Source organism: Phenylobacterium sp., assembly GCF_036501465.1.
In the GTDB taxonomy this organism is placed as follows: domain Bacteria; phylum Pseudomonadota; class Alphaproteobacteria; order Caulobacterales; family Caulobacteraceae; genus Phenylobacterium.
Window position 1 is genome coordinate 126147 of the sequence record NZ_DASYAF010000159.1, and the last position, 20354, is coordinate 146500.

The window sequence follows — 20354 nt, forward strand, 5'->3', positions numbered from 1 at the left end:
ATAGAGCCGGTGGCGAGTGAGTGTGCGGTAGAGCGACAGGGCGTAGTTGGTCAGCAGGGCGAACTCCCGGCGCGATGAGCGGATAGGGACGCGCGGCGCTATTCATGGCGAAGCGCCTTGGACGGCGGGGCGCGGGCCACGAACAGGGCCTGACCGGCCACGGTGACGGCCGCGATCGCGAGCGTCATGACTGAGGCTATGGCGAAGTAGGCCGGGGTCAGCGCGACCCGCTGATCGAAGCCCAGCAGGTAGGCGCGGAGCGCGATGTAGGCCAAGGGCCACGCCAGCAGGTTGGCCAGCACCACCGGCCGCAGGAACTGGCCCATCAACAGCCGCAGGATATCGCGGCTCGAGGCGCCGAGCGTCTTGCGGATGCCGATTTCGCGCACCCGCTGGGCGGTGTTGAACGAGGCCAGCCCGTAAAGGCCGATGCAGCCGATCATCACCGCCAGCACGGCCGCCAGCGTCAGCATGCGGCTGATCTGGTTGTCAGTCTGGTAGTAGTGCTCAAGCTTGGCCACGACGGTCTTGGCCTCGAACGGCTCGGTGGGCACGATCCGACGCCAGTCCGCCGCCATCCGCGCCATCAGCGCGTCCGTGTCGACCCCGGCGTACCGGACGGCCGCCTCGCCAAAATCGATGCTCCCCGAGAACGACCAATAGATGAAGGGCTCGACCGGTTCGCGGGGCGAATGGAACCGCATGTCGCGGATCACTCCGACGACCATGAATCGCCTGCCGTTGGAGGTCAGAACCTGACCCAAAGCGCCGCGGGGGCTTTGGAAGCCCAGCGCTTTTACGGCTTGAGCGTTGAGGACGATGTTGACGGTGGTCGCAGCCTCCTGCGGCGAGCCGAAGAAGGCCTGCTGAGACGAGGCGGAGAAGTCGGCGGCGCGGCTGGGATCGGGAAGCCGGCCAGCCAGCAGCCGCGCGCCGAAGGTCTGCAGGAAATCCGGCCCGATCGAGGCGAAGTGGATGATCGGGCCGTCGCCCGGCGCGCTCGCGCGCTTGAAGTGCGAGATGCGGTCGCCGGGATCGCCGGGCTTGCCGTCAGCCTGCGCTGCGCCGACCACGCCGGGCTCCGCGCGCCAGGCGGTCAGCAGGCTGGCGCGCTGTTCGGGCGTGACGTCCTCGTGCGGAAAGGAATCCACCTCGATCAGGCCCTGCCGCCGGAAGCCCAGGTCGGCGCGATGCAGATAGGCGGCCTGAGCGACGATCACCGCCATGCCGATGGTGAAGCCGATGGCGATGGCGAATTGCAGGACCACCAGGGCCTCGCGCAGCCGCGAGCCCGCCCGCCCGCCGCCGGGGGAGCGCGCCGAGGCGAGCACGCTGGCAGGCTGGAAGCGCGACAGGAGGAAGGCCGGGTAAAGCCCTGAGCCGACGCCCACCACCAGGACCACGAAGGCCATCATCCCGGCGAGCCAGGGGTCGCCGAGGTAGTCGAGCTTCAGGGTGACGCCGATGGCCGCGCTGAACAGCGGCAGGACCAGCTCGCAGATGGCCAACCCGATCAGGGCGCCGCAGAGCGCGACCACTACCGACTCACCCACGAACTGGGCGATCAGCCCCGGCCGCGTCGCGCCCAGCACCTTGCGCAGCGCCACCTCCTTGGCCCGCATCGAGGCCCGCGCGGTCGCCAGGTTCACGTAGTTCACCGCCGCCAGCAGCAAGGTCAGGACCGCCACCGCTGCGACCGCCGCGACGATCGCCTCGGCAGGCGGGGTGATCAGATGCATCTTGAGCAGTGGCGTCAGCTGCAGGGTGATGTTCTTGCGCGACCGCCGGTGCGTTGAGGTCCCCACGTGCCTGTCGATGAAGCGATCGAGGTCGTCGCTCAACACCTTGGCCTGCGCGGGCGAGGCAAACCGCAGATAGGTCGTGGTGGTGTTGTAGCCCCACTCGCGCCAGTTGGGATTCGCCTCGGGCGTCGGAACCTCCAGGCGAACCAGGAACTCGGCGCTCATGTCGGTCGTCGGCGGACGGTCCTTGATCACCCCCACGACGCGGTAGTCGTGGAGCTGCTTGTTGAAATCCAGCGTCAGGCGCTGGCCGATGGGATTGGCGGCGCCGAAGTACTGGCGGGCCGTGTTTTGGGTGATCACCAGGTCATCGGGCGATTGCAGCAACTGGGCCTTGTCGCCAGCGGCCAGCGGCAGGTCGAAGACCTTGAAGAAGCTCGGGTCCACCATCGACACCTTCGCAGGTGTCACGGCGGCGCCTCGCCGGACGGTGGCTTCAACGCCCATGGCATGGGTCGCCACCAGCTGCGGATAGTCGCCGCGAAGTTCGTCCAGCATCCCGGGGAACACATTGGGATACCAGTTCCCCAGCACGTCTTTGGAGCGCACCAAGTAGATCTGGTCCGCGTGCGGGATCCACTGCTCGAAGCTGGACTGGAAACGCACCACCAGCATCAGCACCAGGAACACCGCCACGCCCAGCGCCAGGCCCAGTACATTGATCGCCGCATAGAGCCTATGCCGCGCGACCGAGCGGTAGAACGTCAGGATCCAGTAGGCGAACATGCCGCCTCAGGCCGCGCGGCGGGCCGAGACGATGATGCGGCCGTCGAGCATGTTGACGACGCGCTTGGCGATGTCGGCGTGGGACGGCGAATGGGTGACCATGACGATGGTCGCGCCCTCGCGGTTCAGGCTCTTGAGGATCTCCATCACCTGCTCGCCGTTCTCGCTGTCGAGATTGCCGGTGGGCTCGTCGGCGAGGATCAAGGCCGGCTGGCCGACGATGGCCCGCGCGATGGCGGCGCGCTGCTGCTGGCCGCCGGAAAGCTGGTGCGGATAGTGCCGCGAGCGGTGAGCGACGCCGACCCGGTCGAGCGCGGCCTCGACGCGGGCCTTGCGGTCCTTGCCGGCCCAGCGGCGGTAGACGAGGCCCAGCTCGACGTTCTCGGCGATGGTCAGCTCATCGATCAGGTTGAAGCTCTGGAAGACGAAGCCCAGGTTGTCACGCCGCATGCGCGCGAGCGCCGCCTCGTCCAGGTCGGTGACCTCCTGGCCGCGGAACAGGTAGCGGCCGCTGGTCGGCCGGTCGATCATGCCCAGCGTGTTGAGCAGCGTGGACTTGCCACAGCCCGACGGGCCCATGATCGCCACGAACTCTCCCTCCTCGATGGTGAGATCGATGGACCGCAGCGCGGTGGTCTCGACCTCGTCGGAGCGGAACAGGCGGTTGATGTCGGCGAGCACGATCATGGGCGTTTCCTTGGGGCGTCTCTCAACGGAGGATGAGGTGGGCGTAGGACGAAAGGCCGGCGTAGGAGGAGACCACCACCCGCTCGCCGGGGCTGAGGCCTTGAGCCACCTCTACCTGCTCGGGGTTGCGGCGGCGAACGACGATGGCGCGGCGATCCGCCTGCCGGCCGTCGGGGCGCAACACGAAGGCGTAGGCGCCGCCCGACGATTCCATCCAGGCCTCATCGGGCAAGGTCACCGCCGGATGGGTGTCGCCCAGGATCAGGCGGACATCGAGGGACTGGCCGCGGCGCAGCGCCGGCGGCGGGCGTGAAAAGGCGAACTCCACGTGGAAGCGCCCCTCCACCACCTGAGGCAGGACGCGGAAAACCCTCAGGGGGACTTGTCGCCCGTCGAGGTCGGCGACGGCGGCCTGACCCATGGCGACGCGCCCCAGGTAGAACTCGTCCACCTCGGCGGTCAGCTTGTAGTCGCCTTCGGAATCCACCTGACCGACGGTGTCGCCGGCCTTGAGCGCCTGGCCGGGCTGCAGCAGGAAGTTGGTCAGCCGGCCCGTGGTCGGCGCCTTGACGATCAGGGCGTCCAGACTGGCCTCGACCGCGGCGAGATCGTCGTTCAGCCGACCGGACAGGGTGCGGATGCGGCCGTCGGCGTCGCCGGCCATGGTGCTCTCGCGCGCGCCGCTGGCCTGCAGCGCGGCGACCCGCTGGGTGTAGTAGGTCGCGTCATCGGAATAGGTCTTCAGGGCGGCGGCGGACTCGATGCCCTGGTCGAACAGGATCTGGCGCTTGGCCAGCTCCTGCTTCGACTTCTGCAGGTCGTACTGCGCCTGGGCCAGTTCGCGTTCGCGGTCGGCCTGGGCGTGCTGCAGGGTCAGCTCCTGGTTGCTGACGTCGCCCAGCTTGCCGGCGATGTCGGCCTCCTGGGCGACCACCGTGCGCCGCAGTTGCGGATTGATCAGCCGCGCCAACGGCTGGCCGGCCGCGACCTCCGAGCCATCGAGGACCAGCACCTTCTCCACCTGGCCGCCCTCGACCGCGGTGACCAAGGTCTGGGTCAGGGGCGCGGCTTCGGCGCGCAGGGGCACATAGTCCTGGAAGGGCTCGCGCCGCACCGTCGCGATCTGCACCTCGCTGGCCTTCACGGCGACGGAATGGGCGCCCGGCAGCAGCCAGAGGAGCCCGGCCAGGAGCGTCGCGGCCGCCGCGCCGCCGCCGCCGATCCAGAGCCACCGCCGCCGTCGCGGCGAGGCCAACGGGCGGTCCATCTGGCTGCCGGACGCGGTCACGGCGGAAACGTGGGAACTGGACGTCATCGGGCCTTGGATGCAAGGTTCGGCGTCAGCTTAACCCCGCGAGCGACGCGATCTAACCACACGTTTTCGTTGGGAATTCTCTGTCGGGCGACAGCTGTCCGCCCGCTTTCGGACGAGGTGTTCGTTTCCGGACATGGCGCAAGGGCTGTCAAGCGAAACCGCGGAAGATCGGGCCCGCGTCCTGTTCGTCGACGACGATCCGGACGTGCTGACCTCCGCCCAGGTGCTGCTCGAACGCAACGGCTTCGGCTTCGCCGTGGCGCGTAGTCCGGCGGAGGCCTGGAGCGTGCTGGCCGCCCAGCCTGTCGATGTCATCCTGCTCGACCTCAACTTCGCGCGCGGCGCCACCTCCGGCGCAGAGGGCTTCGCCTGGCTGGCCGAAATCCGCGCTCACGATCCCGAGGCGGTGGTCGTGGTGGTGACCGGCCACAGCGGGGTCAACGTGGCGGTCGCCGCCATGAAGGCGGGCGCAGCCGACTTCGTCATGAAGCCCTGGAACAACCCGCGCTTCCTGGAGACGGTGCGCGCGGCGGCTGCGCTAAGGCGACGACCGCGGTCCGCTCTCACGGCGACGGGATCGGCGCAGGACGCGCCGGCCCTGGACGAGGACCTGCTGATCCTGGGCGACAGCGCACCCATGCGGCGGCTGCGCGACCTCATCGCCCGCGTCGCGCCGACCGGGGCGGCGGTGCTGCTGCACGGCGAAGCCGGGACGGGCAAGGATCTCGCCGCGCGGGTGATCCACGCCCGCTCCGGCCGCCCAGGCGAACTCGTGCGCCTGGATATCCGTGGGCTGGGCGAGATCGCCGCCGGGGCTCTGGACGTCGCGATCGGGCAGGCGCGGGGCGGGACCCTGCTACTGGACGAGATCGCCGACCTTTCACCCGCCGCCGAGGCGCGGCTGCTCGCCCTGCTTGAGGCGGCGCCCGACGTGCGGTTGATCTCCACCACCCGCCGCCGCGCCGAAGGCCTGGCGGGCCTGCGCGACGATCTGTTGGCGCGGCTCAATACGGTGGAGGCTGTCCTGCCGCCGCTGGCGGCGCGCGGCGAGGATCTGGAGCTCCTGCTGGAGCACTTCATCCGGCTGTTCGCCCGTCGCTATGGTCGAGCGCCCAAGCCGCTCGATTCCTCGGCCATCGACCTCGTGAAGACCCAGCCGCCACCCGGCCAGGTGCGGGGTCTTCGCCAATTCGCCGAGCGGGCCGTAGTGCTGTCGGACGACGACGTGCTTACCGCAGCCGACTTCGCCGTTCCGACGCCAGGGCCATCCGTCGCCGCGGCCGGCGCGCCCGACCTCAACCTCGCGCGGTCGGAGCGCACCATCGTCGAAGCCGCCCTGAAGCGGCACGGGCACAACGTCACCCGCGCCGCCCGCGAGCTTGGCCTGACGCGGGCGGCGCTCTACCGGCGAATGGTCAAGCATGGGCTCTAAGCGGTTCTGGACGGGCGTCATCGCCCAGTTGCTGGTGTTCGCTTGTGGAAGCCTGGCGATCGAAGCCTGGCGCAGGGGGCTGCCGGCCAACGCGGTCCTGCTGGTCCTCGTCGCGACCGGTCTGGTTCTGTGGACGGCGACGCGCGGCGCGCGGCGGGGCGCCGAGGCCAGGGTCGAGCCGTGGCCAGCCATCGACCACGTCGAGCGCGAACGCGCCCGACGCACCTTGCAGGCCTTCCTCGACCAGGCCCCGGCGCCGCTGGTGAGCTGGCGCGCGGGCGAACCTGCACACGCCGTCAACCGCGCCGCGCGGCGGCTGTTCCGCACCGACGACGTCATCACCGGACCCGCCGCCGAGGCGGTGATTCAGGCCTTATGCGCGCCGCCCGAGACGAGGCGCACGGTGCGTCTGACCGAGGCCGGGATCGCGCGGACCTACGCCATCGCCGTCTCCGACGTCACTGCCCCCGGCGCGGCGCTGCGGCTGGCGGCGCTGACCGACATCGAGGCCGAGCTGCAGGCGGCCGAGGCCGCGGCCTTGCGCGAACTGCTGCAGGTGTTGAGCCACGAGCTTATGAACTCGCTCACGCCGCTCGCGTCCCTCGCCCAGAGCGCGGCCGAGGTGCTGGCGGAGGGCCGGCCGCAGGATCTCGAGGTGGCGCGCACGTCGGTCGGGGTGATCGCCCGGCGCGCGGACGGCCTGCATCGGTTCGTGGAGGCCTATCGCCGCCTCGCCCGGCTGCCCGCCCCCGCGCCGCGGCGGATCAGCCTGGGCGACCTGCTGGCCGAAGCCGCGCAGCTCTTCGAGACCCGCTGGACGCCGCAGGGCGTGTGTCTTGAATTGGCCCCGCCGCGGCCGGACATTTTGATCCATCTCGACCCCGACCTCACCGGTCAGGCGCTGTTGGGCCTGCTGACCAATGCGGCCGAAGCCGCCCTTGCCGGTGGGCGGACCCCGCCCACGGTGCGGCTCGCGGCCTATCCCTCGGGGGAGGGCGCGGCGATCTCGGTCGGCGACAATGGCGCTGGCGTGCCGTCCGCCCAGTCGAATGAAATCTTCCGTCCCTTTTTCACCACGAAGCCGGGTGGGGCGGGCATCGGCCTCGCGCTGGCCCGCCAGGCCATTGTCAGCCAGGGCGGGCAATTGCTGTTGGAACCGTCCAATGAAGGCGCCTGCTTCCTGCTTGCGTTTTAATGGCCAACTCCGCCGTCAGGACCGAAGCCGATGTCTGCTCCCGGCGCATTGCGGACCAACGGCTACCGGTAGACCCGAAGATCACTGCGCCTTCATTGCCACGGGCCGCTCTCGTTCAGGCGGTGGGCGAGATCGATCAGGCGGCGGGCTTTCGGGAACGCCTTGATCACATCAGGAGCACGGCGCTCGCGGATGGCTAGTCAGGTGGTGGCGCGCCTGATTTCGGCCCACGCGGCATCGGCCATGAAACTCGTCGGTGGCGCTCAGGACGGCTTTCGCTTGGGCGCGTCCAGAACGCGCCGGAGGTGGGCTGCGAGCTGATCGTAGGTGAACGGCTTGGGTAGCAGTTCGACTCCCGCGTCGAGCCGGCCCTGGTGGATGATCGCGTTGCGCGAATAGCCCGTGGTGTAGAGCACCTTCAGGTCGGGCCGGATTCCCGCCGCCTCGTCCACCAGCTGCCGACCGCTGCGGCCGGGCAGCACCACATCAGTGAGCAACAGATCGATCCGCTGGTCGCTTCTCAGGATGGGCAGGGCCCCTTCGGCGTCAACGGCTTCAAGCACCCGGTAGCCGAGTTCCGTCAGGCTCATCACGCTGTAGGCGCGCACGGCCTCGTTGTCCTCGACGAGGAGCACCACCTCGCCCTCCGCAGCGCCGATCGGACGGTGGTCGCCCGCGGTTGTTTCCGCAGGCGCCGCGCCGAGATAGCGGGGGAAGTAGAGCTTCACACAAGTTCCCTCGTTGGGCTCGCTGTAGATCGTGACGTGCCCGCCGGACTGCTTGACGAAGCCGTAGACCATGCTGAGGCCGAGGCCGGTGCCCTTACCCTCTTCCTTGGTGGTGAAGAACGGCTCGAACACCCGGCCGAGATTTTCCTTTGGAATCCCAGGGCCGGTGTCGGTCACCGACAGCAGGACGTACTGGCCGGGGATCACTTCCGTGTCGGTCTCCTGGTAGGTCTCATCGAGGTAGGTGTTGGCGGTCTCAATCGTCAGCTTGCCGCCGCTTGGCATGGCGTCACGAGCATTGACGGCCAGGTTCAGTACGGCGGCCTCGAGCTGGTTCTGATCCACCTCCACCGGCCATAGGCGAGGGTAGAGCACGCCCTCCAGTTCAACCCGCTCGCCCAGGGAATGGTGGAGCAGTTCGGTCATGCGCCGGACCAGCAGATTGAGGTCCGCCGCAACCGGTTGAAGCGGCTGGCGGCGCGAGAAGGCCAGCAGGCGCGAAGTCAGATTGACCGCCCGGTCCGCAGCGAGCCTGGCCAGGCCCAAGGCCTTTTCCGCCCGGGGATTTGCTTCGATGCTGCGTTGGGTGGTGTCCAGGCCGCCGATGATGACCGTCAGCAGATTGTTGAAGTCGTGGGCGATGCCGCCGGTCAGTTGACCGACGGCCTCCATCTTCTGGGACTGGAACAGCGCCTGCCGCGTCTCTTCCAACGCCTGTTGCGCCTCATGCTGCTCCGTCCGGTCGCGGGTGATCTTGGCGAAGCCGATGACCGTCCCGTCCTCGTCGCGGATATGCTCGATGGTGACGTGCGCCCAGAAGCGGCTGCCATCCTTGCGCACCCGCCAACCTTCGGTGTCCCAGCGTCCCTCGCGCCGCGCGGTGTCGAGACCATGTTGCGGCAGGCCGGCGTTCCGGTCCTCTTCGGTGTAGAAGCGGGAAAAATGCTGGCCGATGATTTCTTCGGCCGCGTAGCCCTTCACGCGCCGGGCCCCGAGGTTCCAACTCGTCACGACGCCTGTGGGGTCGAGCATGTAGATGGCGTAGTCGCTGATCGCCTCGACCAGGCGTCGATACTGGCTTTCCTCAGTATGCGGCGGGCCGCCGCGATCATCCTTCTGCACCATATACTCCACGTCGGATGGCCGACTGCTTCGGCGCCGCCGCGGATTCCAACGCTCATGGCTCGCGGTTGGGTCCGCTTACGCCTGTTTCGTTCAGGCGTCGCTTTTTTGGACTCAGCACCCAATGCCTGCTGGCGGCGTATCCGAGAACTCCCAGGGTCGATCCGTTCAGACCGTTTCGACGTCACCTGTCGGCCTAAGGGCGCTTCAGCGCCGCTGTCCCAGCGGGTGCTCACGACTCCTCGCCGAGGTTTGCAAGGCCGGCCCGGGAGACCTTGACCGTTTCCGTCCCTCGCCGTCGCGCCGCGCGCGGCGGATCGGCGCGGCGACACTGGCCAAGGCCGGAGATCCTGTTGACGGACGTGCGTCGCACTGAAATATCACAGAACGACCAGACTGCCGGTCAGTGGAGACGAGATGCGGAAATCGGAGACATTGGCCGGCCTGTTCCGGGTAACGGCCGTCGAGGATCTGCTGAAGGCCGCCGAGGGCGTGGGCGGGCCTGAAATGCAACGGAGCCTCGGCCCCATCCGCCTGATCCTGATGGGCGTCGGGGTGATTGTGGGCGCGGGCATCTTCGTGGTGACCGGCAGCGCTGCGGCGCAGTTCGCCGGTCCGGCCATCGTGCTCTCGTTCGTGCTGGCCGCCGTCGGCTGTGCGTTCTGCGGTCTCTGCTATGCGGAGTTCGCATCGCTGATGCCGGTCTCCGGCAGCGCCTATACCTACGCCTCCGCCACGCTCGGGGAAGTCGTCGCCTGGGCGATGGGATGGAACCTGCTGATGGAATACGCCTTCGCGGCGTCCTACGTCGCGGTCGGCTGGTCAGCCTATTGCGTCAACCTGCTGAACGCGGTCGGCGTGCATCTGCCGCCGGCGCTAACCTCCGCGCCGCTCGGCGTGGCGCACGCCGGACTGATCAATCTGCCGGCGGTGGCGCTTGTGCTGGCGATAGCGTTCGTCGCGAGCCGCGGGATCGGGCTCTCGGCGACGGCGAACGCGCTGATCGTGCTCCTGAAGCTCGCCGCGCTCGTCCTCTTCCTCGGCTTCGGCGCCCACTACGTTCATCCGCAGAACTGGCGACCGTTCGTCCCGCCCAATCAAGGCGCTTTCGGTCACTTTGGCTGGAGCGGCATGCTGCGCGGCGCGGCGGTGGTCTTCGTCGCCTACCTGGGCTTCGACGCGCTGGCCACGACGGCCCAGGAGGTCAGGAATCCGCAGCGCAACCTGCCGATCGCCATCCTGGGCTCCCTGGTGCTGTGCACGCTGCTCTATGGCGGGGTCTCGCTCGTTCTGACCGGGCTTGTGCCCTACGGCGCTCTGAACGCGCCAAATCCCTTGACCGTGGCGTTGCGCGGGGCCGGCGGGGCGCTGGACTGCCTGGTTCCGGTGATCGACGCCGCCGCCATCGTCGGGCTGGCCTCGGTGATGCTCGTGGTGCTGCTGGCCCAGCCGCGGGTGCTCTACGCGATGGCGCGCGACGGCCTGCTGCCAAGGCCCTTGGCGCGCCTGGACCCGAAGACGCGGACGCCCAGGCTCGCGACGCTTGTGGCGGGCTCGGCGGTGGCGATCCTGGCCGGCCTCTTCCCGATCGATATCCTCGTGCAGCTGGTATCGCTGGGAACGCTCAGCGTGTTCATCGCGGTCTGCGTCGGCGTGATCGTCCTGCGCCGGACCCGACCCGACCTCAAACGACCCTTCCGGGTCCCGCTGAGCCCGATCATCCCGCTGCTGGGCGCCGGGATCTGCGTCTATTTGCTGGCCGGCCTGCCGGGGCCAAGCTGGGCGCTCTACGGCGGCTGGACCGTTGTCGGGGGGTTGATCTACGCCCTCTACGGCCGCCGTTCGGCGACGCGTTTGCGCCAGGCGTACCAGGCCAGTCCGACGCCGAGCCAGACGGCCAGCAGCTCATAGGGCCGCACATCCGCGCCGAGCCCGACCGTCGCGATGGCGATCGCGGCGATCATCCCCAGGACGGAGAGCGCCTTCACGAGTCCTGGCGCGAGCCTGAGGCGCGCGGCGGCGGCGACCTGCGGATGGTTCGCGGCCACGCTGTAGGCCGCCAGACAGGTGCCCAGGTACTTCATCATCGTCGGCACATTCACCGCCAGCAGCAGGAACAGCAGGCTGGACGGCAGCGCCAGCCCGGCGACGGACGCAGCGAAGGCCAAGATGGTGGCCACATGCGGGGTGCCGAACCGCGGATGGATGCGCCCCAGGGCCGCCGGCAGGGTTCCCGCACGTCCCATGGCGAACAGGAACCGGGCGTAGACCAGGAAGATCGCGTTCATCGACTTCACGAGCGCCAGGGTCGCGCCGCCGACGATCAGCGGCGCGGCGAAACGGCCGAGCACGGTGCGGGCTGCGTCCAGCAGCGGCGCGGCGCTGGCCGCGAGCCGTTGCGGGCCGATCAGGCTCAGGGCCGCGAAGGTCACCGCCAGATACACGGCGGCGGTGAGCGCCAGGGCGCCGGCGATCCCCAGCGGCACGACACGCCGGGCGTCGGCCACCTCCTCGCCGATCTCCGTCGAGGTCTCGATGCCGAGGAACAGCTGGATCATCAGCGGCATGGCGGTGGCGATCGGGACCCAGCCGCCGCTGAGGGCTTGGCCGAACAAGGCGGGCTTCAGGTGAGGTCCGGCGGCCGCCACGAAGACCGCGAGCACCGCCAGCAGCAGCAGCATCAGCGCGGTCTGCACGCGCGCGGCCACCGCCACGCCCAGGTAGTTCAGCACGAAGATCACGGTGAACATCGCCAGCATGGCCGGCTTGACCGGGAACGTGGCCAACACCGAAAGGTAGTTGGTCAGCGTGCGCGCCAGCACGATCATCACCACCGCGTTCGACAGCACCCGCAGCCAGACGATCGCGAAGGCCAGGCCAGGACGGGTGAAGCGCCGCTGCCACTCGTAGGACGCCGCGGTGGCCGGCGCCGCGGAGGCCAGCCAGGCGTAGACCAGGGCGAACAGCGCCATCGGCAAGGCCGAGAGCAGGGTGGCGATCAGGAGGCCGGAGCCGGCCACCTTCGCGGCGGGCCCCAGGACGGTGAAGATCGCCGCGCCGATCGCCGTGCCGGCGCCCAACATCACCAGGTCGAGGAGCCGCACAGCGGGCTTCAGGCCCGTCGGCCCCGCTGTTGCGTCCATGCCCTAGCGCCGGGCCGGCAGGACAAAGGCCCGCACGGCGTTGTCGAACTGCGCGCGGTTGGCCGGGTCGCCGGAATAGACCCCGTGCGGTCCGGCGAAATAGTGCGCATCCAGCTGTCCCGCGGGCGTCCCGGCCTGGTCCAGGGTGTAGCGGGCCGCATAGGCCGGCGTGGTCAGGTCATAGTAGCCGGCGGCCCAGAACAGCCTGAGCTTGGGATTGGCCCGCATGGCCGCGGCGAGCGCCTCGAAGTCGTTCGACCGGCTTTCGTAGTTCCACCGGGCGTTCACCGAGAAGTTGATCCCGATGTAGGTGTCCGTGGTCGGGAACTTCAGCTCGCCGGTGAGGTAGTGGCCGACGGCGGGCGAGGGCGCCGGGCCGATCCTGTCCGGAGTCAGCGGCGCCGGCGGCGGCGCGCCGGGCGCGCGCGGCGGGACCACGCCCAGCGCCGGGTCGTCGAGCGCGCCCTCCTGGCCTGGCTCCAGCGGGCCGGTCACCGTCACGTCCAGCAGGCCGGTGCGCAGGCCTTCGTCCTTCAACAGGTTGAACATGTAGTCGTTCTTCGAGATGCGCAGGTTGTGCGCCTCGATGAAGTCGACTGGCAGGCCGATGAGCTTGGACATGCGCTGCGCGACGCGATGCTTCTCGGCGGGCGGCAGGCTCGCGCCCTCGATCAGGGCGGTGATATATTCGGTGCGGGCGAAGGCCAGTGCTTCGTCGAACACCTGGCCCACCGTTCGCCCGCGCCGCTCGATCCGGCGGTGATACCAGGCGCCGGCGGCCATGGTCGGCAGCGTGGTCACATATGGCATCTCGCGGCCTGGGATCGTCGACGCCAGCGCCACCAGCAGGATGCCGTCGAACGGCAGGTCCTTGCCGTTCTTGACGATGGCCGCGGCGCGGTTGGTGCCATAGCTCTCGCCCAGCATGAAGCGCGGCGAGGCCTCGCGATGGTTGGCCTTCAGCCAGTCGGCGATGATCCCCTTCACCTCCAGGGCGTCGCCGGTGACGCTGTAGTACGGCCGCCCGTCCACGCCCGGCAGCGGCCGCGAGAAACCGGTGCCGACCGGGTCGATGAACACCAGGTCGACCGCGTCCAGCGGGCTCGTCGGGTTGTCGCGGAAGGCCTCGGCCGCTGCGGCGCCCAGCCGGTCGCTGCTGTGGATCCTCGGCCCCAGGGCTTCGGTGTGGGTCTGCGATGAAGAGGCGCCCGGCCCGCCGTTGAAGCAGAACAGCACCGGCCGCTTCGCCGCATCGGCCACGCCGTCGCGGACATAGGCGATGGTGATCACCGAGGCGGTGGGCGCGCCCTTGGCGTCGTGCAGGAAGTGCTCGGCGACGGTGGCCGTATAGGCGACCGCCTGGCCGTTGAATCGGCCCTGGCGGTGGGTGACGGCCACGCGGGGCGTGGGCGTGGGAGGGGACTGCTGGGCCAGCGCAGGGGCGGCGATCGCAGCGGCCGCGAACGCGATGAGATGCCGAAGCTGCCTGTCCGGCCGCGGCGTCCCGCGCGGACCGTCGGACCAGCGCGGACCACCGGGTCGATCCCGCGCGGCGGGGTCTGCGGGCCGAAGGCGGGCTTCCGGGAGGGCGGCGGCGAGCAGGGCCGGCCTTCTCATCGTGAGGCCCGGTTGGCGGGCGCGACGCCGGGGGCGACCTGCGGCAGGTCCTCGAACCGCACATAGGTGGGCGGCCGTCGTGCATGGCTGTGCTGTTCGTAGGCGTAGCCGAACCCTAGCAGGCGCGCCTCCGACCAGGGCGGGCCGATGAACGACAGGCCTACTGGAAGGCCCAGCACCTCGCCCATCGGAACGGTCAGATGCGGCCAGCCCGCCAGCGCCGGCATCTGGGACGTTGCGGGGCCGGAGCCACGATCCGGCGCCAGCAGGTCCACGCCCCAGGTCGGCCCGGTCGTCGGGGCGATCAGGGCGTCGAGGTGGTTCTCGGCGGCGAGCTTCGCCAGGCCCTCGGGGCCCGCCAAGCGGGTCGCCGTGAGCCGGGCGGCCTTGACGTCGGGGTCGTCCGGCGGCTTGGCGGCCTGCGCCTGCTCGAAGCGCTCCTGGCGGTAGAACGGCATCTCCTGGCCGGCATGGGCGGCGTTGAAGGCGATGACGTCGGCCAGGGTGCGGGTCCGCACCGTCGCCGGCGTGGTGGCGAGATAGGCGTTCAGGTCGGCCTTCATCTCGGACAGGGTGGCGATGAATTCGTTACGTCCGAGCTCGGCCGGCGAGGCGGTCACCTGGACCTCCACCACCTCGGCGCCCTGCGCGCGCAGCACGTCTTCAGCGGCGTGCAGCAGGGCTTCGACCTTGGGGTCATAGGCCTGGCGGAAGCGCATCAGGCCCAGGCGCGCGCCCTTGAGCGCGGCGGGGTTCAGGGCGGCGAGGTAGTCGGGCTTCATCGCCGGGGCCAGCTGGCTCGCGGGATCGTCCGGATCGGGGCCGGCCATCACCGACAGCAGGAGCGCCGCGTCGGCGACGCTGCGGGCCATCGGGCCGGCGGTGTCCTGGACATGGGTGATCGGCACGATGTGGGTCCGCGGGATCAGGCCCACGGTGGGCTTCAGCCCGACGAGCCCGTTCACCGAGGCGGGGTTGACGATCGAGCCGTCGGTCTCGGTGCCGACGGCGGCCGCCGCCAGCGACGCGGCCGTGGCGGCCGCCGGGCCAGCACTCGACCCCTCGGCCGAGCGGTCGGTGGCGTAGGGATTGCGCGTGAGGCCGCCCATGGCGCTCCAGCCGCTGATCGGCAGCGCCGAGCGCATGTTGGCCCACTCCGAAAGATTGGCCTTGGCCAGGATGACCGCCCCGGCGGCGCGCAGGCGCGCGACGAGCGGCGCGTCCCGATGGGTGACGTTGGCGGCCAGCGCGAGCGACCCGGCGGTCGTCGCCACCGGGTCGGCGGTCTCGATGTTGTCCTTCACGACGATCGGGATCCCGTGCAGCGGTCCGCGCAGATGGCCCTTCCGGCGCTCGGCGTCGCACGCGCGGGCTTCGGCCAGGGCGTCGGGGTTCAGCGCGATGATGCTGTGCAGGCTTGGGCCGTGGCGGTCCAGGCGGTCGATCCGCCGCAGATAGGCCTGGACGAGCTGGACCGAGGTCACGCGGCCTGCGGCCAGGTCCGCGCGCAGGTCGCCGATCGATTTCTCGGCGACGCGATAGGCGGCCGAAGGGGGCCGCGGCGCAGCGGTCGCGCCGGCGCCGGCCGTCAGCGCCACGACGGCCGTCGCGATGGTGAGAAGACGCCTCACAATGCCGCCGTCGGCGCGCCGGCGCCGCTCTCGTAGAGGTAGGCCGCCGCGGCGAGGTCCTGCACGGCGTGGCCCACCGACTTGTAGACGGTGATGTCGGCGGCGCCCGTGCGGCTGGCGAGACGGCCCAGCAGCACCTCGCCGATCTCGCCCAGCAGGTGGTCATCGCCGACCACGCCGGCCTCGCGGGCCCGCAGGAATTCGGCCGCTTTCGCCAAGGCGGACTCGCGGCTGTCGACGATGTAGCGGGCCCGGCGCACGACCTCGGCGTCGGCCTCCGCCTGCGCCGGGCCGCTGGAGCCGACCAGGTTCACGTGGACGCCAGGGTTGAGCCAGGCGCCCTGCAGGATCGGGTCCACAGCGCCGGTGGTCGCGCAGACGATGTCGGCGTCCGCGACGGCCGCGGCGACGGACGCGGCCGTTCTTACCGGGCCGACGCCCGCGTGGTTCAGGCGCTCGGCGAGCGTAGCTGCACGGGCCGGGTCGCGGCCCCAGAGGGTCACCTGACGCAGCGCCCGCACGCGTCCGATGGCCCGCACGTGGGCCTCGGCCTGGCGTCCGCAGCCCAGCACGCTCAGCGCCGCCGCGTCGGGCCGGGCGAGGGCGTCGGTCGCCACGGCGCTGGCCGCGGCTGTGCGGATCGCGGTGATCTCCTCGGCGTCGGCGACGCACACGGGACGGCCCCCGGCCGCCTCGAACAGCACCACCACGCCGCGGTGCAGGCTGCGGCCGGGGCGCGCCGGATCGGCGAACACGCTGACCAGCTTCGCGCCGAAATAGCCGTCGACAGCCAGGGCGCCGGGCATGAGGCCGAAGATGCGCCCGGGGCCCAGGTCGAGGTGGGTTCGCAGCAGCTGGCGGGTGCGGCCCGCGGACAGGTCCGCCATGGCCTGGCGGACGGCCGGAATACACGCCTCGTAGGTCAGCCGCCGCCGGACCTCCGCGGGTCCGATCAGCCGCGTCGCAGCGATGTCCGAGTGGGCTGATCCGTCCATGGGCTGACTTGCGCTCCGGCGAGGGGGTCGCCGTATGTCGCCCGCCAGACTAGCGCGCTCAATCATGTTGTAAATAGGCCAGTGATATATCAGGGATTTATAGGCAAATCAGGGCAGCTTGCTGCTGCCTGCATGTTGACGCAGAGCCAGTGATATTTCATCGTGCGCGCAGAGGCGCGGTTTGGCGCAGGTGGTGTGGAGTGTTCGACGTGCGCCAGGCGACCCGGGACGGCGGCCTATGGGGGTGACCGACAAACCCCGGACCCAGATCGCGGCCGCCTTTCCCCGCAAGGCGGATTTCGCCCCGATGGAGCTGGCCTACCTCGACTCCGCCACCATGCATCCGGTCAGCCTCGGAGCGAAGGCGAACGCCGAGGCCTATCTGGCGGCGCGGACCTTCGCGGGCGCCGGCGAGGGCTACTTCGCGGGCGCCACCGAGAAGCGCGTGCTGGAGCGGTTCGCCAGGCTGATCAATGCGCACCCGAGCGAAGTCTGCTTCGTCCCCGGCACCACGGCGGCCGAGCACCTCGTCCTGGCCGCGCTCGACCTGCCGGCGAGCGGCGGGCGGGTGGTGACCGACACCCTGCACTTCTTCGGCTCCTACTATCTCTATGACGAGCTCGCCAAGCGGGGCGCGGAGGTGGTGTGGTTGCGCGCCCAGGACGGGCGGATCGCCATGGCCGACCTTCAGGTGGCCGTCAGCCGAGGCGTGAAGCTGGTCGCGGTATCCCTGGTCTCGAACACCAATGGGTTCGAGCATGATCTGAAGGCGATCTGCGACCTGGCCCATGCCCACGGCGGGCTGGTGTTCGCCGACATCATCCAGGCCGCCGGCTGCACGCCGATCGACGTCAAGCTGAGCGGCGTCGACTTCGCCGCCTGCTCCAGCTTCAAATGGCTGATGGGCGATTTCGGCCTGGGCATGCTCTATGTGCGCGCCGACCTCATGCCGCGCCTGAAGCGCACCCAGTTCGGCTACTACCAGCTCGCCGCCTGGCGCACGCCGGCCTTCCCGCAGGATCCGCCGTATCAGCGGCCGGAGGGCTACGAGACCACCGACGACGCCTCCGGCTTCTTCGCCATGGGCACCCTGCCGCACGCCGTTCTGGCGCAGCTCGACTGGTCGCTGGACTACATCCTGGGTCTCGGCGTCGAAAACATCCGCGCCTGGCGCCAACCCCTGCTGAGCAGACTGATGAGCGAGCTGCCGCGCCTGGGGTATCGGTTGCTGACGCCGCAGGACTCGACCTCGGCGATCGTGGCCTGCGCGCTGGACGACCCGCAGGCGCTGGCGCCGCGGCTGGCGGCCGCCAAGGTCAAGATCGCGCTGGCGCGGCGCCATTTCAGGGTCTCGCCCTCGGTGTTCAACGACGCGGCGGACATCGAGCGACTGCTCGACGCGTTGAGCTGAGGAGACGCCCATGAGATCCATCCTCGCCCTGTTGAGCGCCGCCGTCGCCGCCGGCGCGATCGTCGCGGGCCACGCCGGCGCGCAGCCTGCGGCCGGCGAAGCGGCCGGAATGGCGGTGAGCCAGCACCGCGGCGTCTTCGGCGGCAAGGCGGTCAGCTACGCCGCCAAGGCCGGGGACCTTGTCGTGACCGGCGCCGACAACGTTCCCATCGCGCGGATCTTCTCGACGGCCTATCTCGCCGACGGCGCGTCCGCCGCGCGCCGGCCGGTGATCTTCGCCTACAATGGTGGGCCGGGGACGGCCTCGGCCTTCCTGCACATGGGCGCGCTGGGGCCGATGCGCGCGGTGTTCCCGACCGACCTCACCGCGCCGCCGCCTTCGCCGGTCAGGCTCGCGCCGAACCCCGACGCGCCGCTCGATGTCGCCGACGTCGTGCTGATCGACCCGCCGGAGACGGGCTTCAGCCACACCCTGCCGGGTGACGCCAAGAAATCCTACGCCACCATCCTGGGCGACGCGGAGATCATGGCGGATTTCATCCGCGCCTGGGTCTGGGCCAACGGCCGCGAGGCCTCGCCGAAGTACGTCCTGGGCGAAAGCTATGGCGCGACGCGCACCGCCCTGGTCACCGGTGACCTGCTGAAGACCGCCGGGGGCAGGCCCGCGACGCATCTGGCGGGGGTGATCCTGGTCAGCCAGATGCTCACCGTCGACGATCTCGGGCCTCGGCCGATGAACGCGGCCGGCGCCGCTATGGGCCTTCCCTCAATCGCCGCGGTCGCCTGGTATCACGGCCGCGTCCCGCACCGCGGCCGCACCATGGGCGCCTTCCTGGCCGAGGTCCGCCGCTTCGCGATCCAGCAGTATCTGCCGGCCCTGACCCAGGGCCGCGACCTGCCGCGCGCCGAACGCGCGCGGATCGCCGCCCGGGTCGCGGCCTACAGCGGCCTGCCCGCCGCCTTCATCCTGGATCACGACCTGAAGCTCGACGTGGAGACTTACCGCCGCGCGTTCGCGCCGGGCCAGTTGCTCGGCGGCTACGACGGCCGCTACGTCGGGCCGCCCGCCAAGCCGGGGGAGGGCGCGATCGTCGACCCGGCCCAGCGCCAGACCACGCCCATCGTCGAGGCCGCGATCGGCGACTACCTGCGCCACGGCCTCGGCGTCACCCGTCAGGACCCCTACGTGCTCGAGAACCACGCCCTCGCCGGGGCCTGGTACTTCGGCGACAAGCGCCGGGCGTCGGCGACCACCTATCTCACCGACTACATCGCCAAGGAACCTGACGCGGAGATCATGATCGCCGGCGGCTACGACGACCTCGTCACCCCGTTCGCCACCGGTGTCTTCCTGGCCTCGCACCTGCCGGTGAAGCCCGGGCACGCGACGTTCCACGCCTATCCCGGCGGCCACATGTTCTATTCCGACGCCGCCAGCCTTTCGGCCTTCGCCCGTGACCTGCGCGCCTTCGTCGAGCGCACATCGGCAGTGGCCGAGTGACGGCGGCCGGCTGCGCGGGCTGAGAGATTTCACTGGCGTTCCTGGAGACGAACAGCGTTGGCCGTCGCCCGGAAATCGCCCTATAGTCGGGGGCCCAAGGGCGTTCGGGGAATCACCGCCTTCGCCGCACGCAGCCTGCGTGGCGTCGAAGGCCATTGAGCTGGGAAGTCACGATCCGTCCATGAACCGCGCCGCCGCCAAGAAGGCTTCACGCCAGGAAGCTTCCGCCGATCCGGCGCCGCCGCGCGCGGCCGCGACGGAGCCCGTTAAGGCGCGTTCGCCGGCCCGCGCGTCTCGCGCGCGCCGTCGCGGCGCTTCCATGGTGGACACTGCCTATGAGGCGATCAAGCGCGACATCATCACCTGCGTCCTGCGGCCGGGCGAATACATAAACGAGCGCCAGTTGTGCGAGCGCCTGCGCATCGGCCGCACCCCCGTGCATCAGGCGATCGGCCATCTGGCGCAGGAGAACTTGGTCGATGTGATCCCGCGCAAGGGGATCATCGTGCGGGCGGTCAGCATCGACGAGTACTTCAACCTCGATGAAGCCCGGCTGCTGGTCGAGGTCGAAGCCATGCGGCTGGTCGCCAAGCGGATCACCCAGACCGAACTGGAGGCCCTGGAGGCGATCCTGGCGCGCAGCCATGAGGCGCGGCTGGCCCGCAACCTCGAAGAACTGCTGATGATCGACCGCGACTTCCACTTCGCCCTGGCCGAGAGCACCCGCAACGCGGTTCTGATCGGCATGCTGAAGAGCGCCTACGAGCGGTCGCTCAGGATCTGGTTCATCTCGCTGGGCGACCAGAACGTGGACTCCAGCCGCGACGAGCACGAGCGCCTGCTCGCCGCCCTGCGCAAGCGCGACGGCGAAGGCGCCGCGGCGATCATGCGCGAGCACATCCTGTCGTCGCGCGCCCACACCATGCGGCAGGCCTAGGTGTCTGGTCCCGCTGTGTGGGGGACTCAGCTTAGCTGAGTGCTCACATCGGGAGGCTCTATGGGCCAGATACTCCACGGCAGCGCCACGACCACGCACGCCATCCGAGCGG

Annotated in this window: 14 protein-coding genes; 6 read left to right on the forward strand and 8 right to left on the reverse strand. The window is 70.1% G+C overall.

The window, feature by feature from the left end:
- Positions 1 to 98: 98 nt before the first annotated feature.
- The 3 genes from VGL85_RS18800 to VGL85_RS18810 are packed head-to-tail and all read right to left on the reverse strand — an operon-like array spanning position 99 to position 4530.
- Positions 99 to 2528, reverse strand: a complete 2430-nt coding sequence (locus VGL85_RS18800; RefSeq protein ID WP_331590539.1) for an ABC transporter permease — start codon at positions 2526 to 2528, stop codon at positions 99 to 101.
- A 6-nt stretch (positions 2529 to 2534) separates the two neighbouring features.
- Positions 2535 to 3215, reverse strand: a complete 681-nt coding sequence (locus tag VGL85_RS18805; protein ID WP_331590540.1) for an ABC transporter ATP-binding protein — start codon at positions 3213 to 3215, stop codon at positions 2535 to 2537.
- Between the two features lie 22 nt (positions 3216 to 3237).
- Positions 3238 to 4530 carry an efflux RND transporter periplasmic adaptor subunit gene (locus tag VGL85_RS18810; RefSeq protein ID WP_331590541.1) on the reverse strand — a complete coding sequence of 431 codons (1293 nt, stop codon included), beginning with the start codon at positions 4528 to 4530 and terminating at the stop codon, positions 3238 to 3240.
- Positions 4531 to 4663: 133 nt separating this feature from the next.
- Here VGL85_RS18810 and VGL85_RS18815 point away from each other — a divergent pair, with 133 nt between their 5' ends.
- Both VGL85_RS18815 and VGL85_RS18820 read left to right on the forward strand, forming a co-directional pair.
- Positions 4664 to 5962 carry a sigma-54-dependent transcriptional regulator gene (locus VGL85_RS18815; RefSeq protein WP_331590542.1) on the forward strand — a complete coding sequence of 433 codons (1299 nt, stop codon included), beginning with the start codon at positions 4664 to 4666 and terminating at the stop codon, positions 5960 to 5962.
- A complete protein-coding gene (locus VGL85_RS18820) occupies positions 5952 to 7157 on the forward strand; it encodes a sensor histidine kinase (protein WP_331590543.1) in 1206 nt (401 codons plus the stop codon). The genes VGL85_RS18815 and VGL85_RS18820 overlap by 11 nt, the downstream gene beginning before the upstream one ends.
- Before the next feature lie 263 nt (positions 7158 to 7420).
- On the opposite strand, the gene VGL85_RS18825 is transcribed toward VGL85_RS18820, so the two are convergent.
- Positions 7421 to 9010, reverse strand: a complete 1590-nt coding sequence (locus tag VGL85_RS18825) for a PAS domain-containing sensor histidine kinase (RefSeq protein ID WP_331590544.1) — start codon at positions 9008 to 9010, stop codon at positions 7421 to 7423.
- Positions 9011 to 9424: 414 nt separating this feature from the next.
- On the opposite strand from VGL85_RS18825, the gene VGL85_RS18830 reads away from it, so the two are divergent.
- Positions 9425 to 10918: an amino acid permease gene (locus VGL85_RS18830; RefSeq protein WP_331590545.1), complete on the forward strand. Its 1494-nt coding sequence runs from the start codon at positions 9425 to 9427 to the stop codon at positions 10916 to 10918.
- Here the strand turns inward: VGL85_RS18830 and VGL85_RS18835 are convergent.
- The 4 genes from VGL85_RS18835 to VGL85_RS18850 form a co-directional block, all read right to left on the reverse strand.
- Positions 10837 to 12150, reverse strand: a complete 1314-nt coding sequence (locus tag VGL85_RS18835) for an APC family permease (protein ID WP_331590546.1) — start codon at positions 12148 to 12150, stop codon at positions 10837 to 10839. The genes VGL85_RS18830 and VGL85_RS18835 overlap by 82 nt on opposite strands.
- 3 nt (positions 12151 to 12153) lie before the next feature.
- The gene (locus tag VGL85_RS18840) at positions 12154 to 13548 is read right to left on the reverse strand and encodes a S10 family peptidase (RefSeq protein WP_331590547.1); all 1395 of its coding nucleotides are present in this window, start codon (positions 13546 to 13548) and stop codon (positions 12154 to 12156) included.
- A 215-nt stretch (positions 13549 to 13763) separates the two neighbouring features.
- On the reverse strand, positions 13764 to 15398 hold the full coding sequence (locus tag VGL85_RS18845) for an amidase (RefSeq protein WP_331590548.1): 1635 nt from the start codon (positions 15396 to 15398) through the stop codon (positions 13764 to 13766).
- A complete protein-coding gene (locus tag VGL85_RS18850; RefSeq protein ID WP_331590550.1) occupies positions 15395 to 16393 on the reverse strand; it encodes an ornithine cyclodeaminase family protein in 999 nt (332 codons plus the stop codon). Before VGL85_RS18850 ends, VGL85_RS18845 begins: the two co-directional genes overlap by 4 nt.
- A 244-nt stretch (positions 16394 to 16637) precedes the next feature.
- Here VGL85_RS18850 and VGL85_RS18855 point away from each other — a divergent pair, with 244 nt between their 5' ends.
- From VGL85_RS18855 to VGL85_RS18865, 3 genes are all read left to right on the forward strand, one after another.
- Positions 16638 to 17804: an aminotransferase class V-fold PLP-dependent enzyme gene (locus VGL85_RS18855; RefSeq protein ID WP_331590551.1), complete on the forward strand. Its 1167-nt coding sequence runs from the start codon at positions 16638 to 16640 to the stop codon at positions 17802 to 17804.
- A gap of 10 nt (positions 17805 to 17814) precedes the next feature.
- Positions 17815 to 19305 carry a S10 family peptidase gene (locus VGL85_RS18860; protein ID WP_331590552.1) on the forward strand — a complete coding sequence of 497 codons (1491 nt, stop codon included), beginning with the start codon at positions 17815 to 17817 and terminating at the stop codon, positions 19303 to 19305.
- Between the two features lie 319 nt (positions 19306 to 19624).
- A complete protein-coding gene (locus tag VGL85_RS18865) occupies positions 19625 to 20242 on the forward strand; it encodes a GntR family transcriptional regulator (protein ID WP_331590553.1) in 618 nt (205 codons plus the stop codon).
- Positions 20243 to 20354 lie beyond the last annotated feature (112 nt).